9 protein-coding genes are annotated in these 18925 nt (G+C 70.8%); 7 read left to right on the top strand and 2 right to left on the bottom strand.

Features of this window, described 5'->3' with window-relative positions; translation table 11 throughout:
• From D7Y15_RS24165 to D7Y15_RS24145, 5 genes are all read left to right on the top strand, one after another.
• Positions 1–956: SIS domain-containing protein (locus tag D7Y15_RS24165; RefSeq protein WP_148712856.1), on the top strand; the 956-nt coding region annotated here is incomplete at its 5' end.
• Positions 956–2128: an N-acetylglucosamine-6-phosphate deacetylase gene (nagA, locus tag D7Y15_RS24160; RefSeq protein ID WP_121754074.1), complete on the top strand. Its 1173-nt coding sequence runs from the start codon at positions 956–958 to the stop codon at positions 2126–2128. The genes D7Y15_RS24165 and nagA, both read left to right, overlap by 1 nt.
• Before the next feature lie 57 nt (positions 2129–2185).
• Positions 2186–4222 (top strand): glycosyl hydrolase family 18 protein, encoded by a 2037-nt coding sequence (locus tag D7Y15_RS24155; protein WP_121754073.1) that lies wholly within the window; start codon positions 2186–2188, stop codon positions 4220–4222.
• A gap of 258 nt (positions 4223–4480) precedes the next feature.
• Positions 4481–8143 carry a DUF3857 domain-containing protein gene (locus tag D7Y15_RS24150; RefSeq protein WP_121754072.1) on the top strand — a complete coding sequence of 1221 codons (3663 nt, stop codon included), beginning with the start codon at positions 4481–4483 and terminating at the stop codon, positions 8141–8143.
• Between the two features lie 85 nt (positions 8144–8228).
• Complete coding sequence (locus tag D7Y15_RS24145; RefSeq protein ID WP_199745980.1) at positions 8229–10523, top strand: hypothetical protein; 2295 nt, start codon at positions 8229–8231, stop codon at positions 10521–10523.
• 21 nt (positions 10524–10544) lie between these two features.
• Here the strand turns inward: D7Y15_RS24145 and D7Y15_RS24140 are convergent, their stop codons facing one another.
• Positions 10545–12716, bottom strand: coding sequence for a bifunctional alpha,alpha-trehalose-phosphate synthase (UDP-forming)/trehalose-phosphatase (locus tag D7Y15_RS24140; protein WP_120577385.1), 2172 nt, complete (start codon positions 12714–12716; stop codon positions 10545–10547).
• Positions 12717–12729: 13 nt separating this feature from the next.
• The gene (locus D7Y15_RS24135; protein WP_121754071.1) at positions 12730–13872 is read right to left on the bottom strand and encodes a hypothetical protein; all 1143 of its coding nucleotides are present in this window, start codon (positions 13870–13872) and stop codon (positions 12730–12732) included.
• Between the two features lie 227 nt (positions 13873–14099).
• On the opposite strand from D7Y15_RS24135, the gene D7Y15_RS24130 reads away from it, so the two are divergent.
• Positions 14100–18227: a DUF3857 and transglutaminase domain-containing protein gene (locus tag D7Y15_RS24130; RefSeq protein ID WP_158629100.1), complete on the top strand. Its 4128-nt coding sequence runs from the start codon at positions 14100–14102 to the stop codon at positions 18225–18227.
• A 229-nt stretch (positions 18228–18456) separates the two neighbouring features.
• Positions 18457–18888, top strand: a complete 432-nt coding sequence (locus tag D7Y15_RS24125) for a cupin domain-containing protein (protein ID WP_121754069.1) — start codon at positions 18457–18459, stop codon at positions 18886–18888.
• The last annotated feature ends 37 nt before the right edge of the window (positions 18889–18925 follow it).

The following is an 18925-nucleotide window of genomic DNA, read 5'->3' as shown; positions in this document are numbered from 1 at the left end:
GCCGCGACACCTTCACCTACCTGGGCGCCCGCCTGCGCCGCACGCCGCCCCGCTTCGTCGTCACCTGCGCCCGGGGCAGCTCCGACCATGCGGCCGTCTACGGCAAGTACCTCATCGAGACCACGCTGGGCCGCGCCGTCGCCTCGCTGGGTCCCAGCGTCGCGTCCGTCTACAACACGCGCTCCCTGGACCTGCGCGACGCGCTCTTCATCGCCGTGTCCCAGTCCGGCCAGAGCCCCGACCTCCTGCGCATGACCGAGGCCGCCCGCGCGGGAGGCGCCGTCGTGCTGGGCTTCATCAACGACGAGTCCTCGCCGCTGGCCGCGCTGTGCGACGTGCACATCCCCCTGTCCGCCGGCCCCGAGCACAGCGTCGCCGCCACCAAGTCCTATCTGCTCTCCGGGCTCGCCTTCCTCCAGCTCGTCGCGCACTGGTCTGACTCCGCGGAGCTGCATGACGCCGCCCGGCGGTTCCCGGACGCGCTGGAGGCCGCTGGGAAGCTCGACTGGTGGCCGGCGCTCTCAACGCTCAAGGACGCCAGCAGCCTCTATGTCGTCGGACGGGGCAGCGGCCTGGGCGCCGCGCTGGAGATGGCCCTCAAGCTCAAGGAGACGTGCCGTCTGCACGCGGAAGCCTTCAGCACCGCGGAGGTCCTCCATGGTCCGCTCGGGCTCGTGCGGCCGGGCTTCCCCGTGCTCGCGCTGGGGCAGGAGGACAACGCCGCGCAGGGCACTCGCGAAGTCGTGCAGCGCATGGTCGAACTGGGCGCGAACGTCCACACCGCCCTGCCCGTCCCCGGCGCGCAGGCTCTGCCCACGCTGCCGGACCTCCCCACGGCCATCGCGCCGCTCTGCCAGGTGCAGAGCTTCTACTTCGCGGTGCACCAGCTCGCGACGGCGCGAGGCCTGGACCCGGATGCGCCCGCGCATCTGCGCAAGGTCACGGAGACCGTGTGATGACGACCGTCCTCCAGGGCGCACGCGTCTTCACCGGGGACCAGGTCCTCGAAGGTCACGCCGTCGTCATCGAGGACGGCATCGTCCGCTCCGTGGTGCCCCAGACCGGACTCCCCACTGGAGCCACCGTGCACACGCTGCCCGGTGACACACTCCTGGCCCCCGGCTTCGTGGACGTGCAGGTCAACGGCGCGGGCGGCGTGCTCTTCAACGACACGCCTACCGAGGAGGCCGCGCTCGCCATCGCCTCCGCCATGCGCGCGTGCGGCACCACGGGCCTGCTCCCCACCTTCATCACCGACGACGCAGCCCGCATGCGCGAAGCCTGCGAGGCCGCGCTCATCGCCACCGCGCGCCCCGACAGCGGCGTGCTCGGCATCCACCTGGAAGGTCCCTTCATCAGTCGCGAGCGCGCTGGCGTCCACGTGCCCTCGTTCATCCGCACGCCCGATCCTCGCGACCTCGACTACCTCACCGCCCTGCCCCGCCGCTTCGCCGCGCACGGCGGCCGAGTGCTGATGACGCTCGCTCCCGAGTGCGTGGACGATGCCACCCTGCGCCGCCTCGCCACCGCAGGCGTCGTGCTCAGCGCGGGCCACACCGCCGCCACCAGCGAGCGCACCACCCAAGCTCTAAACACAGGCGTGCGAGGCTTCACCCACCTGTTCAACGCCATGCCGCCGGTGATGAACCGCCAGCCCGGCCCCGTCGTCGCCGCGCTCATCCATGACGACGCGTGGTGCGGCGTCATCGCGGACGGCGTGCACGTGCACGCGGACAACCTGCGCCTGCTCCTCAAGGTCAAACCGCCGGGCAAGGTGTTCCTCGTCACGGACGCCATGCCGCCCGTCGGCACGTCCGTCACGTCCTTCACCCTCCAGGGACGCACCATCCTGCGCCGCCACGGCCGCCTGGAGACGGAGGACGGCACGCTCGCGGGCGCGGACATCGACCTCACCGCGGCGGTGCGCCACTGCGTCCATGTGCTCAACGTGCCCCTGGAAGAGGCGCTGCGCATGGCCTCGCTCCATCCCGCCACCTTCATGGGGCTGCACGGCCACCGGGGCCGCATCGCCCCCGGCCATCGCGCGGACCTGGTGCTGTTGAAGCCGGACCTTTCCGTCCACACCACATGGGTGGGCGGGCAGGCGAAAAGCATTCACAGCGATTAACCCGGAAAAATGGGTGCGTGACTCCTTCCGCGTGTACCGCAGGCGAGGAGAACACGAATGCGTCGTAGCAAATGGATTGTGGGCTTGGTGGCGTCCGCGCTGACCGTCGCCGGTTGTGGCCAGGAGTCCTTCGCTCCCGAAGCCGAGGGCCCGGGCAGCGTGATGAAGGCACCGCTGGATGCCGCGTGGGCCGTGGGCGTCGCCTACTCCGTGGGCACTCGCGTCACCTTCGAAGGCCGCGTCTATGAGTGCCGTCAGGCCCACACGTCCCAAGCGGACTGGACGCCGACGGCCGTGGCGGCGCTGTGGCTGGACCTGGGCCCCGTCACGGGTGGTGGCGACACCACCGCGCCCGTCGTCACCGCGTCGAGCAGCAGCACGAGCGTCACCGCCGCGGGCTCCATCACCCTCTCCGGCAGCGCCACGGACAACGTGGGCGTGACCAAGATTGAAATCCTGGAGAACGGCACCCTCGTCGCCACCGCGTCCTCCTATACGCGGAGCTTCTCCGGCTCCGGCCAGAACGGCACGTACACGTACACCGTGAAGGCGTACGACGCCGCGGGCAACGTGGGCTCGAAGACCGTCACGGTCACCGTCTCCATCCCCTCCAACGGCGATGTCACCGCTCCCGTCGTCACCGCCAGCGCCAGCGCGTCGCGCATCACCGCCGCGGGCTCCGTCACCGTCTCCGCGAGCGCCACGGACAACGTGGGCGTGACGAAGATTGAAATCCTGGAGAACGGCTCGCTCGTCGCCACCGCGTCGTCGTTCACTCGCGCGTTCTCCACGTCCGCGCAGAACGGCACGTACACGTACACCGTGAAGGCGTACGACGCCGCGGGCAACGTGGGCACCAAGACCGTGAGCGTCGTGGTGGAGCTGCCCGGCACGCCTCCTCCGGGTGGCAAGCGCATCGTCGGCTACTTCACCGCGTGGGGCATCTACGCGCGCAACTACCAGGTCTCCAACGTCCCGGCGTCGAAGCTCACGCACATCAACTACGCCTTCTCCAACATCACTCCGGACGGCAAGTGCGTCCTCGGGGACTCGTTCGCGGACATCGACAAGGGCTTCGGCTTCCCCGGTGAGTGGGACCCCGGCGCGCTGCGCGGCAACTTCCGCGCGTTCAAGGAGCTGAAGAAGACGAACCCGAACCTCAAGCTGCTCATCTCCATTGGCGGCTGGAGCTGGTCCAAGTACTTCTCGCAGGTCGCCGCCACCTCCGCGTCGCGCACCGCGTTCGTGAAGTCCTGCGTGGACCTGTACGTGAAGGGCCAGTTCCCCGGCGTCACCCCGGCCAACGGCGTGGGCGTGTTCGACGGCATCGACGTGGACTGGGAGTACCCCACCGGCGGCGGCCTGCCGGACAACATCAGCAGCCCCGCGGACAAGGTGAACTACACCCTGCTCATGCAGGAGTTCCGCACCCAGCTGGCCGCCGTGACGGCGCAGACGGGCCAGCCCTACCTGCTCACCATCGCGTCGGGCGCGTCGCCGGACCTGCTCGCCAACAAGCAGGAGACCGTGAAGCTGGCCGGCATCCTCGATTGGATCAACGTGATGTCCTACGACTACCACGGCGCCTTCGAGAGCACGGTCAACTTCCACTCCGCGCTCGACCGCGTGACGGGTGACCCGGGCGCCACCGACGGCTTCTACACGGACGGCTCCATCGCCAAGATGCTCCAGCTGGGCGTGCCCGCCTCCAAGATCGTCGTCGGCGTGCCCTTCTACGGCCGCGGCTGGGGCAACGTGCCCAACGTGAACAACGGCCTGTTCCAGTCCGGCGTGCCCACCAAGGGCACCTGGGATGACGGCCAGTCCGGCCTCACCGGCGTGTTCGACTACAAGGACCTCAAGGCCAACTACGAGCGCGCGGGCTCCGGCTACACGAAGTTCTTCCACCCGGAGAGCAAGCAGGCCTACGTCTACAGCCCGTCCACGAAGGTGTGGGTGGCCTACGACGACGTGCAGAGCATCAACGCCAAGTCGGACTACATCCTGTCCAAGGGTCTGGGCGGCGCGATGTTCTGGGAGCTGAGCGGCGATGACGGCAGCCTAGTCAACGCGCTCTACACCAAGCTCCACTGACGTCCGCCCCCGAGTCAGGGGCACCCACACCGGGGCCGGCACGGGCATCACGCCCGCGCCGGCCCTGTGCGTTTTCGTGCCCTGGCCTTCACGGGCCCACCCCGCCCCACACCGGTCCGGCATAGAGTGGGACTCGGATGGGTTGCTTGCCCGCCGTCCGGGGCCACATGCAGGGGAAGGCCGTGACGGGTCCGCCTGTTCACTGGCGTCATCGCCCCCTGCCTGCCCCCGGGCGCCGTCGAACTTCGAGGAGAACGGATGTCGCGTTTCACATCGCTGGCCGCACTTGTCGTGCTCACCTGCCCCGTGCTGGGGCTCGCGAAGCCGAACGCGGACGACCGGGCCCGCGAGTACGCGGCCGAGGCCGTCAAGGCCGCCAACTCGCCACGCGGCGGCGCCGCACTCCTGCGCATGCACGCGCTGGTGGATGACGTGGAGGACCTCACCCCGCTGGTGAGCACCTACCAGCAGATTGCGTCGCGCCGCACGTCGGACGCGAACACGCGCACCACCGCGCAGCTGCTGCTCATGGACGCGGAGCGCTCGCGCGGCCGCATGGTGCGCGCCAACGAGGTCCGCCAGTGGCTGGGCTTCGTCAACGACTACTACGTCGTGGGCGGCTTCGAGAACGAGGGCAAGGCCGGCTGCGACACGGACTTCGGTCCGGAGGCCGCCAACCTGGACCTCACCGCGCGCTACCCCGGCGCCAAGGGCCACGAGGCCACCTGGCGCAAGCTGTCCGTCACGTCCGCTGACGGCTACGTGGACCTGGCCACCGCCGTGCGCCCCAACAAGGAGTCCGTGGCGTACGCGCTCACCTGGCTGGAAGTACCCCAGGACACGCGCGTGGCGCTGGGCCTGGGCACCTCCGGCGGCTACCGCCTGTGGGTGAACGGCCAGCTCGCGTCCAAGGAGGACCGCTACAACCTGCCGCGCCCGGACCAGACGCGCGTGTCGGTGAAGCTCAAGAAGGGCCTCAACCGCGTGCTGGTGAAGGTGTGCCAGGAGTCCGGCCCGCTGGGCTTCTACCTGCGCTCGGAGTCCGCGTCCGCCCGCGCCTCGCTGCCCGCCAAGGCCCCCGCCCTGGAGCGCATGCCCGCGCCCGCGCCGCAGCCCCTGCCCACGCTGACCTCCTCGCTGCGCGCGCTGGTGGAGAAGAACCCGGACGACGCGGCCCTGCGCGGCGACTACGCCCAGGTGCTGTCCTTCTTCCGCGCGTATGACGAGCGCGAGCACACCGCCAGCGCCGAGGCCGCGCTCGCCGCGGAGAGCGCCCCCAACGACGCGCGCCTGCAAGTGCTGGCCGCCAACACCCAAACGGACGACCTCAACGAGCGCCGCCGCTTCCTGGAGGCCGCCGTGAAGGCGGACCCCACCTACGCCCCGGCGCGCCTGGCGCTCGCGGACCATGAGATGGACCGCGGCCACCCGGAGCGCGTGCAGCCGATGCTCGCTCCCATCATGGAAGTAGAGGACGGCCGCAACGTGCCGGGCGCGCGCCTCCTGCTCGCCCGCGCGGCGGAGGCCCTGGGCGAGCGTGCCCGGGCGCACGCGCTGATCGAGGAGGCCTTCCGTCAGCAGCCGCGCGTGCCCCGCGTGGTGCGCGTGGCCGCCGCGGCGTCCCGTCAACTGGGCCGCGCCCAGGAGGCCATGGACCGCATGCGCGTGGTGCTGGCGCTGCGCTACGACGATTCCAACACCCGCCGCCAGCTGGCCTCCATGCTCGCGGACGCGGGCAAGGTGGACGCCGCCGAGCGTGAGTACGCGAAGCTCACCGACCTGAACCCCTTCGACAACGGCAGCCGCGTGCGGCTGGCGGAGCTGAAGGCCGCCAACGGCGCCGCGGAGGAGGCCACCGTCCTCTTCACCGAGGCCAAGGCGCTCTCTCCGGATGAGCCGGAAGTGTACGAGCGCGAGGGCCGCGCGCTGCTGGCCGCCGGTCAGCGCGAGCCCGCCCTGGCCGCCTTCGAGAAGTCGCTGGTGCTGCGCCCGCAGAACCCCGGCCTCAAGGAGGCCCTGCGCACGCTCAAGGGTGAGTCCGAGAGCGCGGGCACCCAGTACCTGGTGGACGCGAAGCCCCTGTCCAAGGAGGCCGAGGGCTACATGAACGAGGACGCCCTGTACCTCGTGGACAACACCTACGTGCGCGTGCAGAAGAGCGGCCTGTCCAGCCGCATGCAGCAGATGGTGGTGCGCGTGTACAACCAGCGCGGCGTGGATGCGTTCCGCAGCGTGCCGGTGACGTACTCGCCGGACCGCCAGGAGGTGCGCGTGCTGCGCGCCCGCGTGACGAAGCCGGACGGCTCCGTGGTGGACAGCTACGGCGACGCGGACCGCAACATCAACGAGCCGTGGACGGGCATGTACTACGACGCCCGCGCGCGCATCCTGTCGTTCCCGTCGCTGGCCGCCGGTGACACGCTGGAGCTCACCTACCGCCTGGACGACACCGCGCAGGACAACCTGCTGTCGGACTACTGGGGCGACGTGGAGAGCGTGCAGGGCGTCTACCCGAAGGTGCGCTTCCAGTACGTCGTGGACATGCCCAAGGAGCGGCCGCTGTACTGGAACAAGAGCCGCCTGGCTGGCGTGGACCAGCAGCAGGAGGCCCCCGAGTCCGGCCGCACCGTGTACCGCTTCGGCGCGAAGCACGTCTCCAAGGTGGTGCCGGAGCCGGGCATGCCGGGCTGGGCGGAGGTCGCCCAGAACCTGCACATCTCCACGTACAAGACGTGGGACCAGGTGGGCCACTACTGGTGGGGCCTGGTGCGTGACCAGCTCCAGCCCAACGCGGAGCTGAAGACCACCGTGGACCAGGTGCTCACCGGCGTGGACCGCAAGGACCAGCTGGCCGTCGTGCGCGCCATCTACTCCTTCGTCGTCACCAACACCCGCTACGTGGCGCTGGAGTTCGGCATCCACGGCTTCAAGCCGTATCGCGTGGACCGCGTGCTGGCGCGCCGCTTCGGCGACTGCAAGGACAAGGCGAGCCTCATCCACTCCATGCTGAAGGTGGCGGGCGTGGACAGCCGGCTGGTGCTCTTGCGCATGCGCAACCTGGGCGCGCTGGACGCGGAGCCCGCGTCGCTGGCGGCCTTCAACCACGCCATCGCGTACGTGCCCAAGTTCGACCTGTACCTGGACGGCACGGCGGAGTTCCACGGCGCCAAGGAGCTCCCCAGCGCGGACCGCGTGGCCAACGTGCTGGTGGTGGACCCCAACGGGACGAGCAACTTCCTCACCACGCCGGAGGCCAAGGCGGAGGACAACAAGACGACGCTGGCCATGGACGTGGCGCTGCGGCCTGACGGCGGCGCGGACGTGAAGGGCCAGAGCAGCGTGTCCGGCCAGTCCGCGCCGGACTACCGCCGCGCCTACCGCCCGGAGTCCACGCGCAAGTCCACCTTCGAGCGCGCCTGGGCCCAGAGCTTCCCCGGCCTCACCGTGCGAGAGGTGAAGCTCAGCGACACCACCCGCCTGGATGACGACGTGACGCTGGACTTCAACATGGGCATCCCGCGCTACGCGGAGGTGCTGCCCGGCGGCAGCCTGCGCTTCCTGCCCTTCGGCACGGGGCGCACCTACCAGCAGGCGTACGCGTCGCTCGCCGAGCGCCGCTTCGACCTGGTGATGTCCAGCCCCTGGGTGAACACCTTCAAGCTGCGCTACACGCTGCCCGGCGGCTACACCGTGGCGGAGATGCCGCAGGCGGTGGAGGAGACCACCCAGTTCGGCCGCGTGAAGCTCAGCTACCGCGTGGAGAACGGCGCGCTCGTCGCCGACGGCGAGGTGGCCCTCTCCGTCGCCCGCATCAAGGCGGACGAGTACCCCCAGTTCCGTGAGTTCCTGGGCCGGGTGGACCGCGCCTTCGGCCGCCGCATCCTGCTGCAGGGGCCGGGGCAGAAGACGGCTTCGCGGTAATCGCGGACACTCGCGGCGCCTGCCTGGTGTCGCATGAGCACGGAGGGCTTGACCCGGACGCGGCCCTCCGTGCTTAAGCAGATGCATGCACCCTGCACGCGCGCTCGTCCTTGGCTGCCTGCTGGTGGCGACGGTCGCCACCGCCGCCACCCCCGTCGTCCAGCTCCCCGAAGGTGGCCGGGCGGTGGAGGTCATCCCCAAGGGCGTGCTGTGCGGCCCGGTGCGCGGCGGCTGGGTGCTGGAGGGCCGCACGCTCAAGCCGCCCACGCGCGCGGATGACGCCAGCCGCACGCTGGAGCTGAAGGTCGCCGCGGACGAGGCCTCCTGCGCCACGGCCACCGACACCGTGGTGGTGGTGGCCACCGGGCCCTTCCCGCGCATCGACAGCGCCGCCACCACGTTCTACCCGGATGACGGGCGCCTGGAGCTCAAGGGCACTGGCCTGAAGAACGTGGCCATCGCCTGGTCCGGGACACCCCGGGGCGTGGATCCGAAGACGGCCTCCGTGGACGGCCAGGACTTCTGCCTGGAGCCCAACGCCCCCAACGAGTGCGCCGTCCCGCTGACGCCCGGCCTGCCCACGGACGCGACGCTGTCGTGGGTCCCCGCCTACGGCCGCAGGGGCGCGGGCGTGTCGACGTACGACGCCAACGGGCGCTTCCTGGACGACGAATACTTCCGCCTGCGCCCCGGCCGCACCGTGCTCACGCGGCCCCTGGTGCAGTCCTCCGGCGTGGACCTGTCCAAGGGCCCCGGCTACGCGGCGGTGACGCACTCGGAGGCCATCGCGTCCGTGGACTGCGGCACCGCGCGCTGCGAGGTGACCGAGGGCGCCGTGTCCATCCGCAACGTGCCGGGGTTGAACCCCACGGTGTCCTTGCGCCTGCGGCTGGTGCCGCGCGTGTTCTTCGCGAAGGGCGACGCGCTGGAGACGTCCTTCTCCGAGACGCTGCCCGTGCTCGCGTGCCCCATCACCGCCGTGGACGGCACCGTGCTGCGCGACGCGGAGGACTCCGGACTGGTGATGCGCCTGGACGCCGCCTGCGCGCACGACCCGCGCGGCCTGTTGTGGACGGTGAACGGCGCGCGCGTGCGGGTGGAGCGCGTGGTGAAGGCGCAGGACGGCACCTACGTGCTCCTGCGCACCAGCGGCACCAACGAGCCGCAGGTGACCGTCACCGCCATCACGTCACGCGTGGACGGCACGGTGGTGGCGTCGGAGACGGCGGACACGAAGCCCGTGCCGGACCCGCGCGCGACGCTGGAGTTGCCCGGCCACGGCAGCATCGACTTCGTGCCCACCAACCGCCCGGCGGAGGTGACGGTGGCGTCCAACGGCGGCCTGGGCCGCTTCGTCCTGCGCCCGCTGGGCGGCGCGTACACCGTGACGATGCGAGAGACCACCACGCTCATCCAGGGCGAGGCCACCGCCGGCGGCTTCGTGTCGCTGCGCTTCGCCTACCGGCTGCCCACGCTGCCCGCGGAGCTGGCCACGTCCGACCTGTTCGTCACCAACGAGCGCGTGCAGCGCGCGGTGCGTGAAGCCAGCGTGCCCACCAACGTGGAGAACCTGGTGGAGTTCATCTGCGCGGATAAGGAAGGCAACGACGAGAAGCTCGCGCCCAGCCGTCCGCACCGGCTGGAGTACGGCATGCGCAACACCTGCCGCGTCATCATCCACCGCGAGCGCCTCACGCTGGAGGAGGGCAACCAGGAAATCACCCTGCGCATCACCGTGACGAAGTCCGACAACTCCATCCGGGGCGAGAGCAGCGTGGACCAGCGCCTGTTCCTGCGACCCAAGGGCGAGGTGCGCGTCATCCCCGTGCAGGGCAACCTGGGCCAGTACGACCGCATCCTCGTGCAGGTGGCGCACGTCGCGGATGAGTCCCGCTACGCCCTCTCCACGGTGGACCGCACGGGCCTGCCGTCCGCGCAGTGGACCGCCATCGTGCGCGGCGGCATGTTCCGCCTCTACACCATGGCCACCATCCCCGCGGGCCTCTACCGCGCGACGCAGCCCACGGGACAGCTGGCCATCAACTTCGGCGTGCTGTCGCGCCTGGCGCTGCTCAACAACGAAGGACAGGAGCGCCTGCTGGGCATCGAGATGGGCCTGATGGGCCTGGGCCTGGTGCCGCAGTCCGGGGACATCCAGTTCCCGCCCACGCTGGCGGCCGTGCTGGGCCTGGGCCTGCGCGTGCCCATTGGCCCGGGCGCGGCGGTGGGTGCCAACGCATGGATTGCCCGCGAGTTCCGGGGCGACATCACCCGGCGCACCAGCGGCGACCCCACCACCGACACCGTGGTGCCCTCCAGCAAGTGGTCCTTCATCTTCGGACCCAGCATCTCCGTGGGCAACGTGGGCTTCAACCTCTGAAGCCCACGGGGCGCCCCTCGGCTACTTCCCGAGCAGCGCCTTCAGGAACCGCCGCACCTCCGGCGGCCCCTCCACGCGGTACGCCGCGCACGTGTGCTTGTTGCCCGCGTGCACGGTGATGCCGCCCGGGGGCACCGCGGCGAAGAGGTCCTCGTCGGTGACGTCGTCGCCCATGGCCACCACGCGCACGTCCGGCGCCTCCTGCTTCAGCACCTCCGGCACCACGCGGCCCTTGTTGACGCCCCGGGGCCGCACCTCCACCACCCGGTCGCCGGGCAGGATGTGCATGGGCTCCTGGGAGAACTTCTCGTAGAGCAGCAGGCGCAGCTCGCGCGCCTGGAGCGCTCCGAACTCCGCGTCCACCTTGCGGTAGTGCCACGCGAGCGACGCCGTCTTCTCCTCCACGAAAGAGCCCGTCACCCGCGCCGCGAACGCGTCCAGCACGGGCTTCACCTTTGGCTTCCACTCGAAGGACACGCCCGGCAGTGCCTGCCACGGCTGGCCCAGCCGCATGCGCGACCACAGGCCGTGCTCCGCGTGCAACCCCACGGGCAGCTCACCGAACCACGCCTCCAGCGTCTCGCGCGGGCGGCCGCTCACGATGTGCACGGAGATATCCGGCCGGGCGCACAGCTCCTGGAGCAGCGTCATCAGCTCCGCGTCCGGCGCGGCCAGCTCCGGCATGGAAGCGAAGCCCACGAGCGTTCCGTCGTAGTCCAGGAACAGCACCTTGCGGCCCGGCCCCTTCAGCTTGTCCAACGCGAGCATGCCGTCCGGCAGCGGCGGCTTCTCCGCCACCGAGGGCAGCCCCTGGAGCCGGTCCAGGAAGCTGGCCACCCACCAGTGCACGTCCCGCGCCTTCACGCCCGCGCGCAGGTTGCGCATGCGCTCCTGGCGCTCGGGCCTGGGCATCTCCAGCGCCTGTTCGATGGCGTCCGCCATGCCCTCCACGTCGTAGGGGTTCACCAGCAGCGCGTCGCGCATCTCCGCCGCCGCGCCCGCGAACTCGCTGAGCACGAGCACGCCGTCGTCGTCCGGACGGGCCGCGCAGAACTCCTTGGCCACCAGGTTCATGCCGTCGCGCACGGGCGTCACCAGCATCACGTCCGCGCCGCGGTAGAGGCTCACCAGCTGCTTCTCGTTGAGCGAGCGGTAGAGGTAGTGCACGGGCGTGCTGTGCACGGTGCCGTAGAGGCCGTTGATGCGGCCCACCAGCTCGTCCACCGTCTCGCGGTATTCGGCATAGGCCTGCACCTGCGTGCGGCTGGGCACGGCCACCTGGATGAAGCGCAGGCGCCCGCGCAGGGCCGGCTCCCGCTCCAGCACTCGCTGCACCGCGAGCAGGCGCCGGGGAATGCCCTTGGTGTAGTCCAGCCGGTCGATGCCCACGAGCAGCCGCTCGCCACGCGAGCGCTCCTGTAGCGTCTTCACCTCGTCCAGCACCGCGGGCTCGCGCGCCAGCGTCTCGAAGGCGGTGGAGTCGATGCCCATGGGGAAGGCGCCCACGCGCACCTCGCGCCCCTGGAAGAGGACGCGGTCGATGTCCGTGTCCAGCCCCAGGTGCCTCAGCAGCGTGCCGGAGAAGTGCCGCACGTAGCTCACCGCGTGGAAGCCGATGAGGTCCGCGCCCAGCAGGCCCCGGAGCAGCTCGCCGCGCCGGGGCAGCGTGCTGAAGATTTCGGACGACGGGAACGGGATGTGGTGGAAGTAGCCGATGCGCGCGTGAGGCAGGCGCTGGCGCAGCATCCCGGGCACCAGCATGAGCTGGTAGTCATGCACCCAGATGGTGTCGCCCGGCTGATAGTGCTTCGCGGCCAGGTCGGCGAAGCGCTCGTTCGCCTTGCGGTAGGCGTCCCAGTCCCGGTCCTGCCGGGGGACGCGGTCCAGCATGTAGTGACACAGCGGCCAGAGCACCCGGTTGGAGTAGCCCTCGTAGAAGCGGCTGACCTCGCTGGCGGACAGGTACAGCGGCACGCAGCGCAGGTCCGCCAGCTGCTTCTCCACCTGCGAGCGCTGGGCGTCCGTCAGCCGCGAGACATCCCCGGGCCAGCCAATCCACATGCCTCCGGAGCGCTCATGCGGGCGGCTGAGCCCGGTGGCGAGCCCCCCGGCGCTGCGCACCACGGAGACGACATCCTTCTCCGCCTTGACGGTGACGGGAAGACGGTTCGAAACGAGCAGGAGTCGAGCCATAGACCCACTAGCTCTATTCACCCCCTCCGGGAATGGCTACCACCTTGTGCGCCTGGCTGACGTTTGAGGGCCCCTGCCCCGCCCGTGCCCAGCCGAGCCGGACCAGCAACTCGGGCTCCTTCCCTGCCTTCCAGATGAAGGCGTCCAGCACGTAGTGCGTGGCCTGCGGCAGCGCAAGCAGCGGCACCACGAGCGCCAGCACATCCGCCTCCAGGACGGGACCACTGTCGCCGAACAACACCGGGCGGTCGTGCCACACCAGCACGTCCCACAACCCTTCTTCCAAGAGCGCCAGTCCCGCGAGGAACAGCAGGAAGCCCGGCAGCCCCGCACGCAGGAGCACGCCCAATTCGCCGAAGCCCCCTTCCGCGTGGCGCCCGCGCGCGTAGCGGAACAGCAGCGCGAAGTACGGCACGCCGTGCAGCACCACGTTCATCACCGTGAACGCGAAGTCGTCCCGCGCGAGCACGATGCCGCCGAACCACGCCACCCACGTGGCCACGACCAGCAGCATCTTGCCGGCCTGCACGCCTTCACCCCGCGCGATGCGCAAGCACTGGAAGCCCGCCCACAGCGTGAGCACCGCCGCGTGCGCGCCCAGCGCCGCGGTGCCCATCCACCGCGGGAGGCCGGAGATGAAGTCGTTCTCCACGAACCACCAGAACGAGCGAGGCAGGTTCGCGTGCCACCACACGACGGGGCCCAGCGTGGCGGCGTAGATGGCCGCGGCATCCAGGCGCCGCTCGAAGGCGGACACGCGCGCCTTGCGGTCGTAGAGCGCCATCCAGCCGTACTGCTGGCGGATGAAGTGGAACAGCGCCACGTACGCGAACAGGCTCCAGAACGCGCCGGGAGACACCATGTACGCGAAGACACCCGCCGTGTACGCGGCGAGCGGCGCGCCCACGTAGAGGCCCGGGCGGCGCGACACCTCGTCGCCGTCCAGGTACGTGCGGAACAGCGTGGACCAGACGTGCGCCACGTCCACGCCCACCACGAACAGGAGCCACGCCCACGCGGGCGTGTCCCCCACCGCTCCCAGCCACGGCGCGGCCAGCACGAAGACCACGGACACAAGAGCGCTGCCGGCGAACACGGAGAGGTCCGCGCCAGGGCCGAACAGCCAGGCCTGCGCGGGCGAAAGGAGACGGGGCATCGGGACCGGGAGATTAGCGCATTCTCCGGTCCTCCCCGGTCCTGGCACACCCACCTGACTTACCCGGTATTCAACCAATCCCTTGCATCTGAGCAGTCATTGAGATGGAAGCCGCTCACGGCCAAGACGGCGCGTGCGTGTCATTCCGTACGCGCGATTCGTTAGGCTTTGCGCCCCGCGCCCTCCTTTCCACCGGTCCCCGTCTGGAAGGGCGCGCTCCCACGCCCATGCGCAATGCCTCACCGGTTCCGGCCCGCCGGAATGTGACGTCCTCCACGCTGCTCTGCCTGCTCCTCGCCTCACTTCCCGCCCTGGGCGCCGAGCGCGCCTTGCCCTGGGAAGGGCCGGCCTTCACGGCTTCCGCCTCCGCCATGGCCACCAGCGCCGCGAAGCTGCCCGCGCCGGCGGGGGGCGGTGACGTGGAGGTCCTGCTGCGGGAAGGGAACTACCAGGAGCTGGGGCCCCACCGCTGGCGCACCACCCACCGCAACGTCTTCCGCATCCTCACCGCCGCGGGCGTGCGCCAGTGGGCCGAGGCCCGCGCCGAGTGGTCCCCCTGGCGCCAGCAGCGCCCCGTCCTCCGCGCCCGCGTCATCACGCCGGATGGGAAGGAGCACCCGCTGGATGAAGGGACGTTGCACGACGCGCCCGTGGAGGACTCGGCGCCGGACGTCTACAGCGACACCCGCGCGTTGCGCGCGCCGCTCCCCTCGCTGCGGCCCGGCAGCATCGTGGAGATGGAGTCGGTGGTGGAGGACACGCAGGCGTTCTTCGACGCGGGCGTCGTCACGCACTTCTACTTCGCCAGCCCTGTGCCCGTGCGCAAGGTGCGCCTGGCCATCGACGTGGCCCCCAGCACCCAGCTCGCGCTGCGCGTCCAGGGGCTGCCGCTGGAGCCGCTGCCGCAGCACCAGTCCGACCGCAAGCGGCTGAGCTTCGAGGGCGGCCCCTACGCCGCCGTGACGGCGCTGGAAGCGGACATGCCCGCGGCCCAGGCCTTCCAGCCGCACGTGGCCTTCTCCACGGGCCGCTCCTGGAACGAGGTGGCCCGGGCCTATGACACCATCGTCGAGGAACAGCTGGATGGCTCGTCGCTCCAGGCCCGGGCCCGCGCGCTCGCGAAGGGCTCCAAGGACCGTCGCGTCGTGGCGCAGCGGCTGCTGGAGGAGGTGCGAGAGTCGGTGCGCTACACGGGCCTGGAGTTCGGCGCCGCCGCCATCGTTCCCGCTCCGCCGAAGCAGGTGCTCGCGCGCCAGTACGGCGACTGCAAGGAGATGTCCACGCTGCTCGTGGGCCTGCTGCGCGGCGCGGGCATCCCCGCCCACGTGGCGTTGGTGCGCTCCGGGCGCGAGGACGTGCCTGAGCTTCCGGGCATGGGCTTCTTCAATCACGCCATCGTCCACGTTCCCGGGACGCCCGCCCTGTGGATCGACCCCACGGATCCAGGCGCGGAGGCCGGGATGCTCGCCCCGGAGCTTCAGGGACGTCACGCGCTGGTGGCCGCGCAGGACACCCAGGGGCTCACCGTCATCGACGAGGCGCCCCCTTCGGCGAATACCGCCCTCTTCACCCGCACCGTGGAGCTGTCCGACGAGGGCCCGGCCCGCGTGAAGGAGACGCGCGAGCTGTCGGGCTCGCTGGCGGTGCAGTACCGCCGCCTGCTGCGCGCGGTGCGCCCGGACGACCTGCGCCGCAACCTGGAGGCGCTCGCCACCGCGCAGTACCAGGGCACCCTGGAGGGCCTGAAGCACACGTCGCTGGAGGAGGGCACCGGCCCCTTCCGGCTGGAGCTGGACGTCGCGTCCGCGCGCTTCGCCACCACGGGCTGGCGCGGCGTGCGCGTCCCCCTGCGGCTCGACTCGCCCCTGGCCTGGCTGCCGGACTCACTGGACGACGTACGGGAGCTGCTGCCGGACGAACTGGGCCGCAAGCCCGCCCTGCCCTCGAAGCGCAAGGCGGACCTGGTGCTCCCGGTGGCCTACCGCGCGGAGGTGCGCTACCGCCTGCGCCCGCCCCAGGGCTTCGGCGTGCGGACCGTCCCCCGCGACGAGACGCTGTCCCTGGGGCCCGCCACGCTCGCGCTGGCCTACACGCGCGAGTCCGACGGCGGCCTCAGCGCCACCTTCCGCTTCGACACCGTGAAGCGCCGCTACACGCCGGACGAGGTGACGGCCTTCCGCACGGCGCTGGCCACGTTCGCGCACCGGGCACCGATGGAGGTGGAGTTCGAGGACCGGGGCGCCCGGCTGGTGGAGGCGGGGCGGGTGAAGGACGGCCTGGACCTCTACGAGAAGCGGCTCACGTCGCGCGCGGATTCGGCGCAGGTGCGCGCGCGCTACGCCGGCACGCTCTTGCGGTTGGGCTTTGGCGAGCAGGCCCGCATCGAGGCGCGCCGGGCCGTGGAGCAGCAGCCGTCCTCGCCGCTGGTCCACCACGTGCTCGCGTGGATCCTGCAGCACGACCCGCAGGGACAGCCGATGCTGCCGGGCGCGGACCTGGAGGGCGCGGTGGCGGCGTGCCGCAAGGCCATCGCGCTGGAGCCGGACAACATCTCCGCGAACGTGCTCCTGGCGGACCTGCTGGAGCACAACCGCGAGGGCGAGCGCTTCGGCCGGGGCGCGCCTCTCGCCGAGGCGGTGGCCACCTGGCGCCACCTGCGCGATGACCTGCACGCACAGGACGTGGACGACCGGCTCATCGCGGCCCTGTTCCGCTCGGGCGCCACCGCCGAGGCGCTGGAGACCGCGCGCAAGGCCGCGCCCTCCGACCTGCGGACGAAGGTGCTGGTGATGACCACGGCGGAACGCCAGGGCATCCCGGAGGCCATCGCGGCGGCGGACCTCGAGTTCGAGGGGCCGGACGCGCGCCGCCAGGCGCTGGCGCTCGCGGGCAATCACCTGCTCACGCGGGGCCGGGCCGGTGACGCGGTGAAGCTCTTCGAGGCGGCGCTCAAGGGCGCCTACGACCCGGACCGCCAGTTCCAGCTGGAGCTGGCGAAGAACGCCCGCGACGGCAAGAACGCGAAGGAGGAGAAGGGGCCGGAGGCGCTGGTGCGCCGCATCGTCAAGGCGGCCTGGACGGCGCGCGACGCGAAGGACTTCAAGGCCACCATCCGCCCCTTGCTGTCCAACCGCGACCGCGAGGACAGCACGCTGGACCGCAAGCTGGAGCTGCTCCAGGCCCAGGCCTCGCGCTTCTCACGGACCTCCCTGGACACCGTGGGCGAGTCCTCCATGGCGGACCTCGCGGTGGCCGCGCTCGACCTCAAGGTGGAGGGACAGGAGAAGATCGGCTACCGGGTGCGGCTGAAGTTCCTGCTGGGCGCACAGGTGTACGAGGACGCCTGGTACATCGTGAATGAGAGCAACCAGCTGCGCCTGCTGGGCTCGGTGACGGATCCGCGCCCGCTGGGAGCGGAGGCGCTGCGATGGCTGGATGCCGGCAAGCTCAAGCAGGCCCTGGTGTGGATTGAATGGGCCGTGGCGGACACCCGCGCGGTGGAGCCGACGGGCCTGTCCCCCCTGGCCTCCTTCGCGAACACGCTGCGGGGCTTCTCCGGAGCGGAGGGCGTGACGCACCTGCGCGCCGCATGCGCCTACCTGGGCGCGAGCACGGGGGACGCGCGCGTCCTCGCCGCGCTGCGGGCCCAGGCGCAGTACGCGTCGGGCCAGGAGCGGCACCGGCTGATGATGGCGCTGGCGGTGGCCACGCGGGCGAACGGCCAGAGCCCGAACGCCGAGGTCATCCTGGACGAGGTGCGCTCGGACGTACCGCAATCCGCGGATGCCTTCTGGCTCAAGCGCGAGATGCTCTCTGAGAGCGGCCGGTGGGCGGAGCTGCGCCAGGTGTCCGAGAGCCGGCTCGGGCTGCTGCACACGGACAGCCTTGGCTTCGAGTCACTGATGCTGGCCTCCCTGAACCTGGGCAACTGGGCGAGGCTGGACGAAGCCACGCGCGAGCTGATGGACCTGGGAGGCGGGGGGGCTGATGCGTACCGGACCCTGGCCTGGGCGGCGCTGTACCGCGGCCGGGTGAGGCCCGAGGACATCGCGTGGGCCCAGAAGGCCGTGCGCCTGGGCGCGGAAGGAGACACGACGCCCACCGCCCTGCTCGCCGCGCTGCTGGCGGAGTCCGGCAAGCTGGTGGAGGCACGAAAGCTGGTGGACGACGCCATGGACCTGGGCGGCGCGGACACTCCGGCAAACGCGGGCCTGCTCTACGTGAAGGCCCGGCTCGCGGAGTCCTTCGGGCTGACGGAAGCGGCCCGGGGGCTCTATCGCGCGGTCCCCCGCGACGACACATCTGACTCGCGCTCGTTCCACCGGCTGGCGCAGGCCCGCCTCAATCGCCGGTGAGCCACCCTGCGGGTTTCCACATGGGTCCACAATCACCGGATGCTTGCTGCCTGATCAGAAAATGCGACCAGCAGCGGCGTTCGCGAACAGCCGCCGTGGAATCTTCCTGAGACAAAGGGGCGGTTTAAAGACAACAACCCGACACGTGAGACTAACTTGCAAGGTTTTCCTTCCTGGGCGTTATCATGGTTGAAGACACACAGACGCAGGGCTGAGCGAGGAGGCTGTCATGTCCGGAACGGCGATGATGAATGGACTGGTTCACACCTCGGACCTCGAGTGGAAGCCGCTCGGGCCTGGAACGTCCTACCGCCTGCTGCGCGTGAGCGCGGAGACGGGTGTGTGGAGCGCCATCCTGAAGATGGAGAAGGGCGCCGTCTTCGCGCCGCACAAGCACCTGGGACCGGCGGAGATCTTCATCCTCTCCGGCTCGACGCAGGACCGCCTGGGCATCACCCGCGCGGGCGACTACGAGTTCGAGCCGCTGGGCGCCGAGCATCCCGCCACCACCGCGCTGGAGGAGTCGCTCGTGCACTTCACCGCGCACGGCCCCATCGCGTTCCATGACGACAAGGGCCGCATCGTGATGCTGCTCGACTCGGAGTTCTTCCTGAAGGCCCAGGAGCAGGAGCCGCAGTACAGCATCAAGAAGGCGGCCTGACGCACTGCAAGGCTGTGTTTCACACGCCGGGTGTCTG

The organism is Corallococcus sp. AB030, from assembly GCF_003668965.1.
GTDB lineage: Bacteria > Myxococcota > Myxococcia > Myxococcales > Myxococcaceae > Corallococcus > Corallococcus exiguus.
Note: the sequence above shows the minus strand (reverse complement) of the source record. Positions and strands in the feature narration are given on the sequence as shown.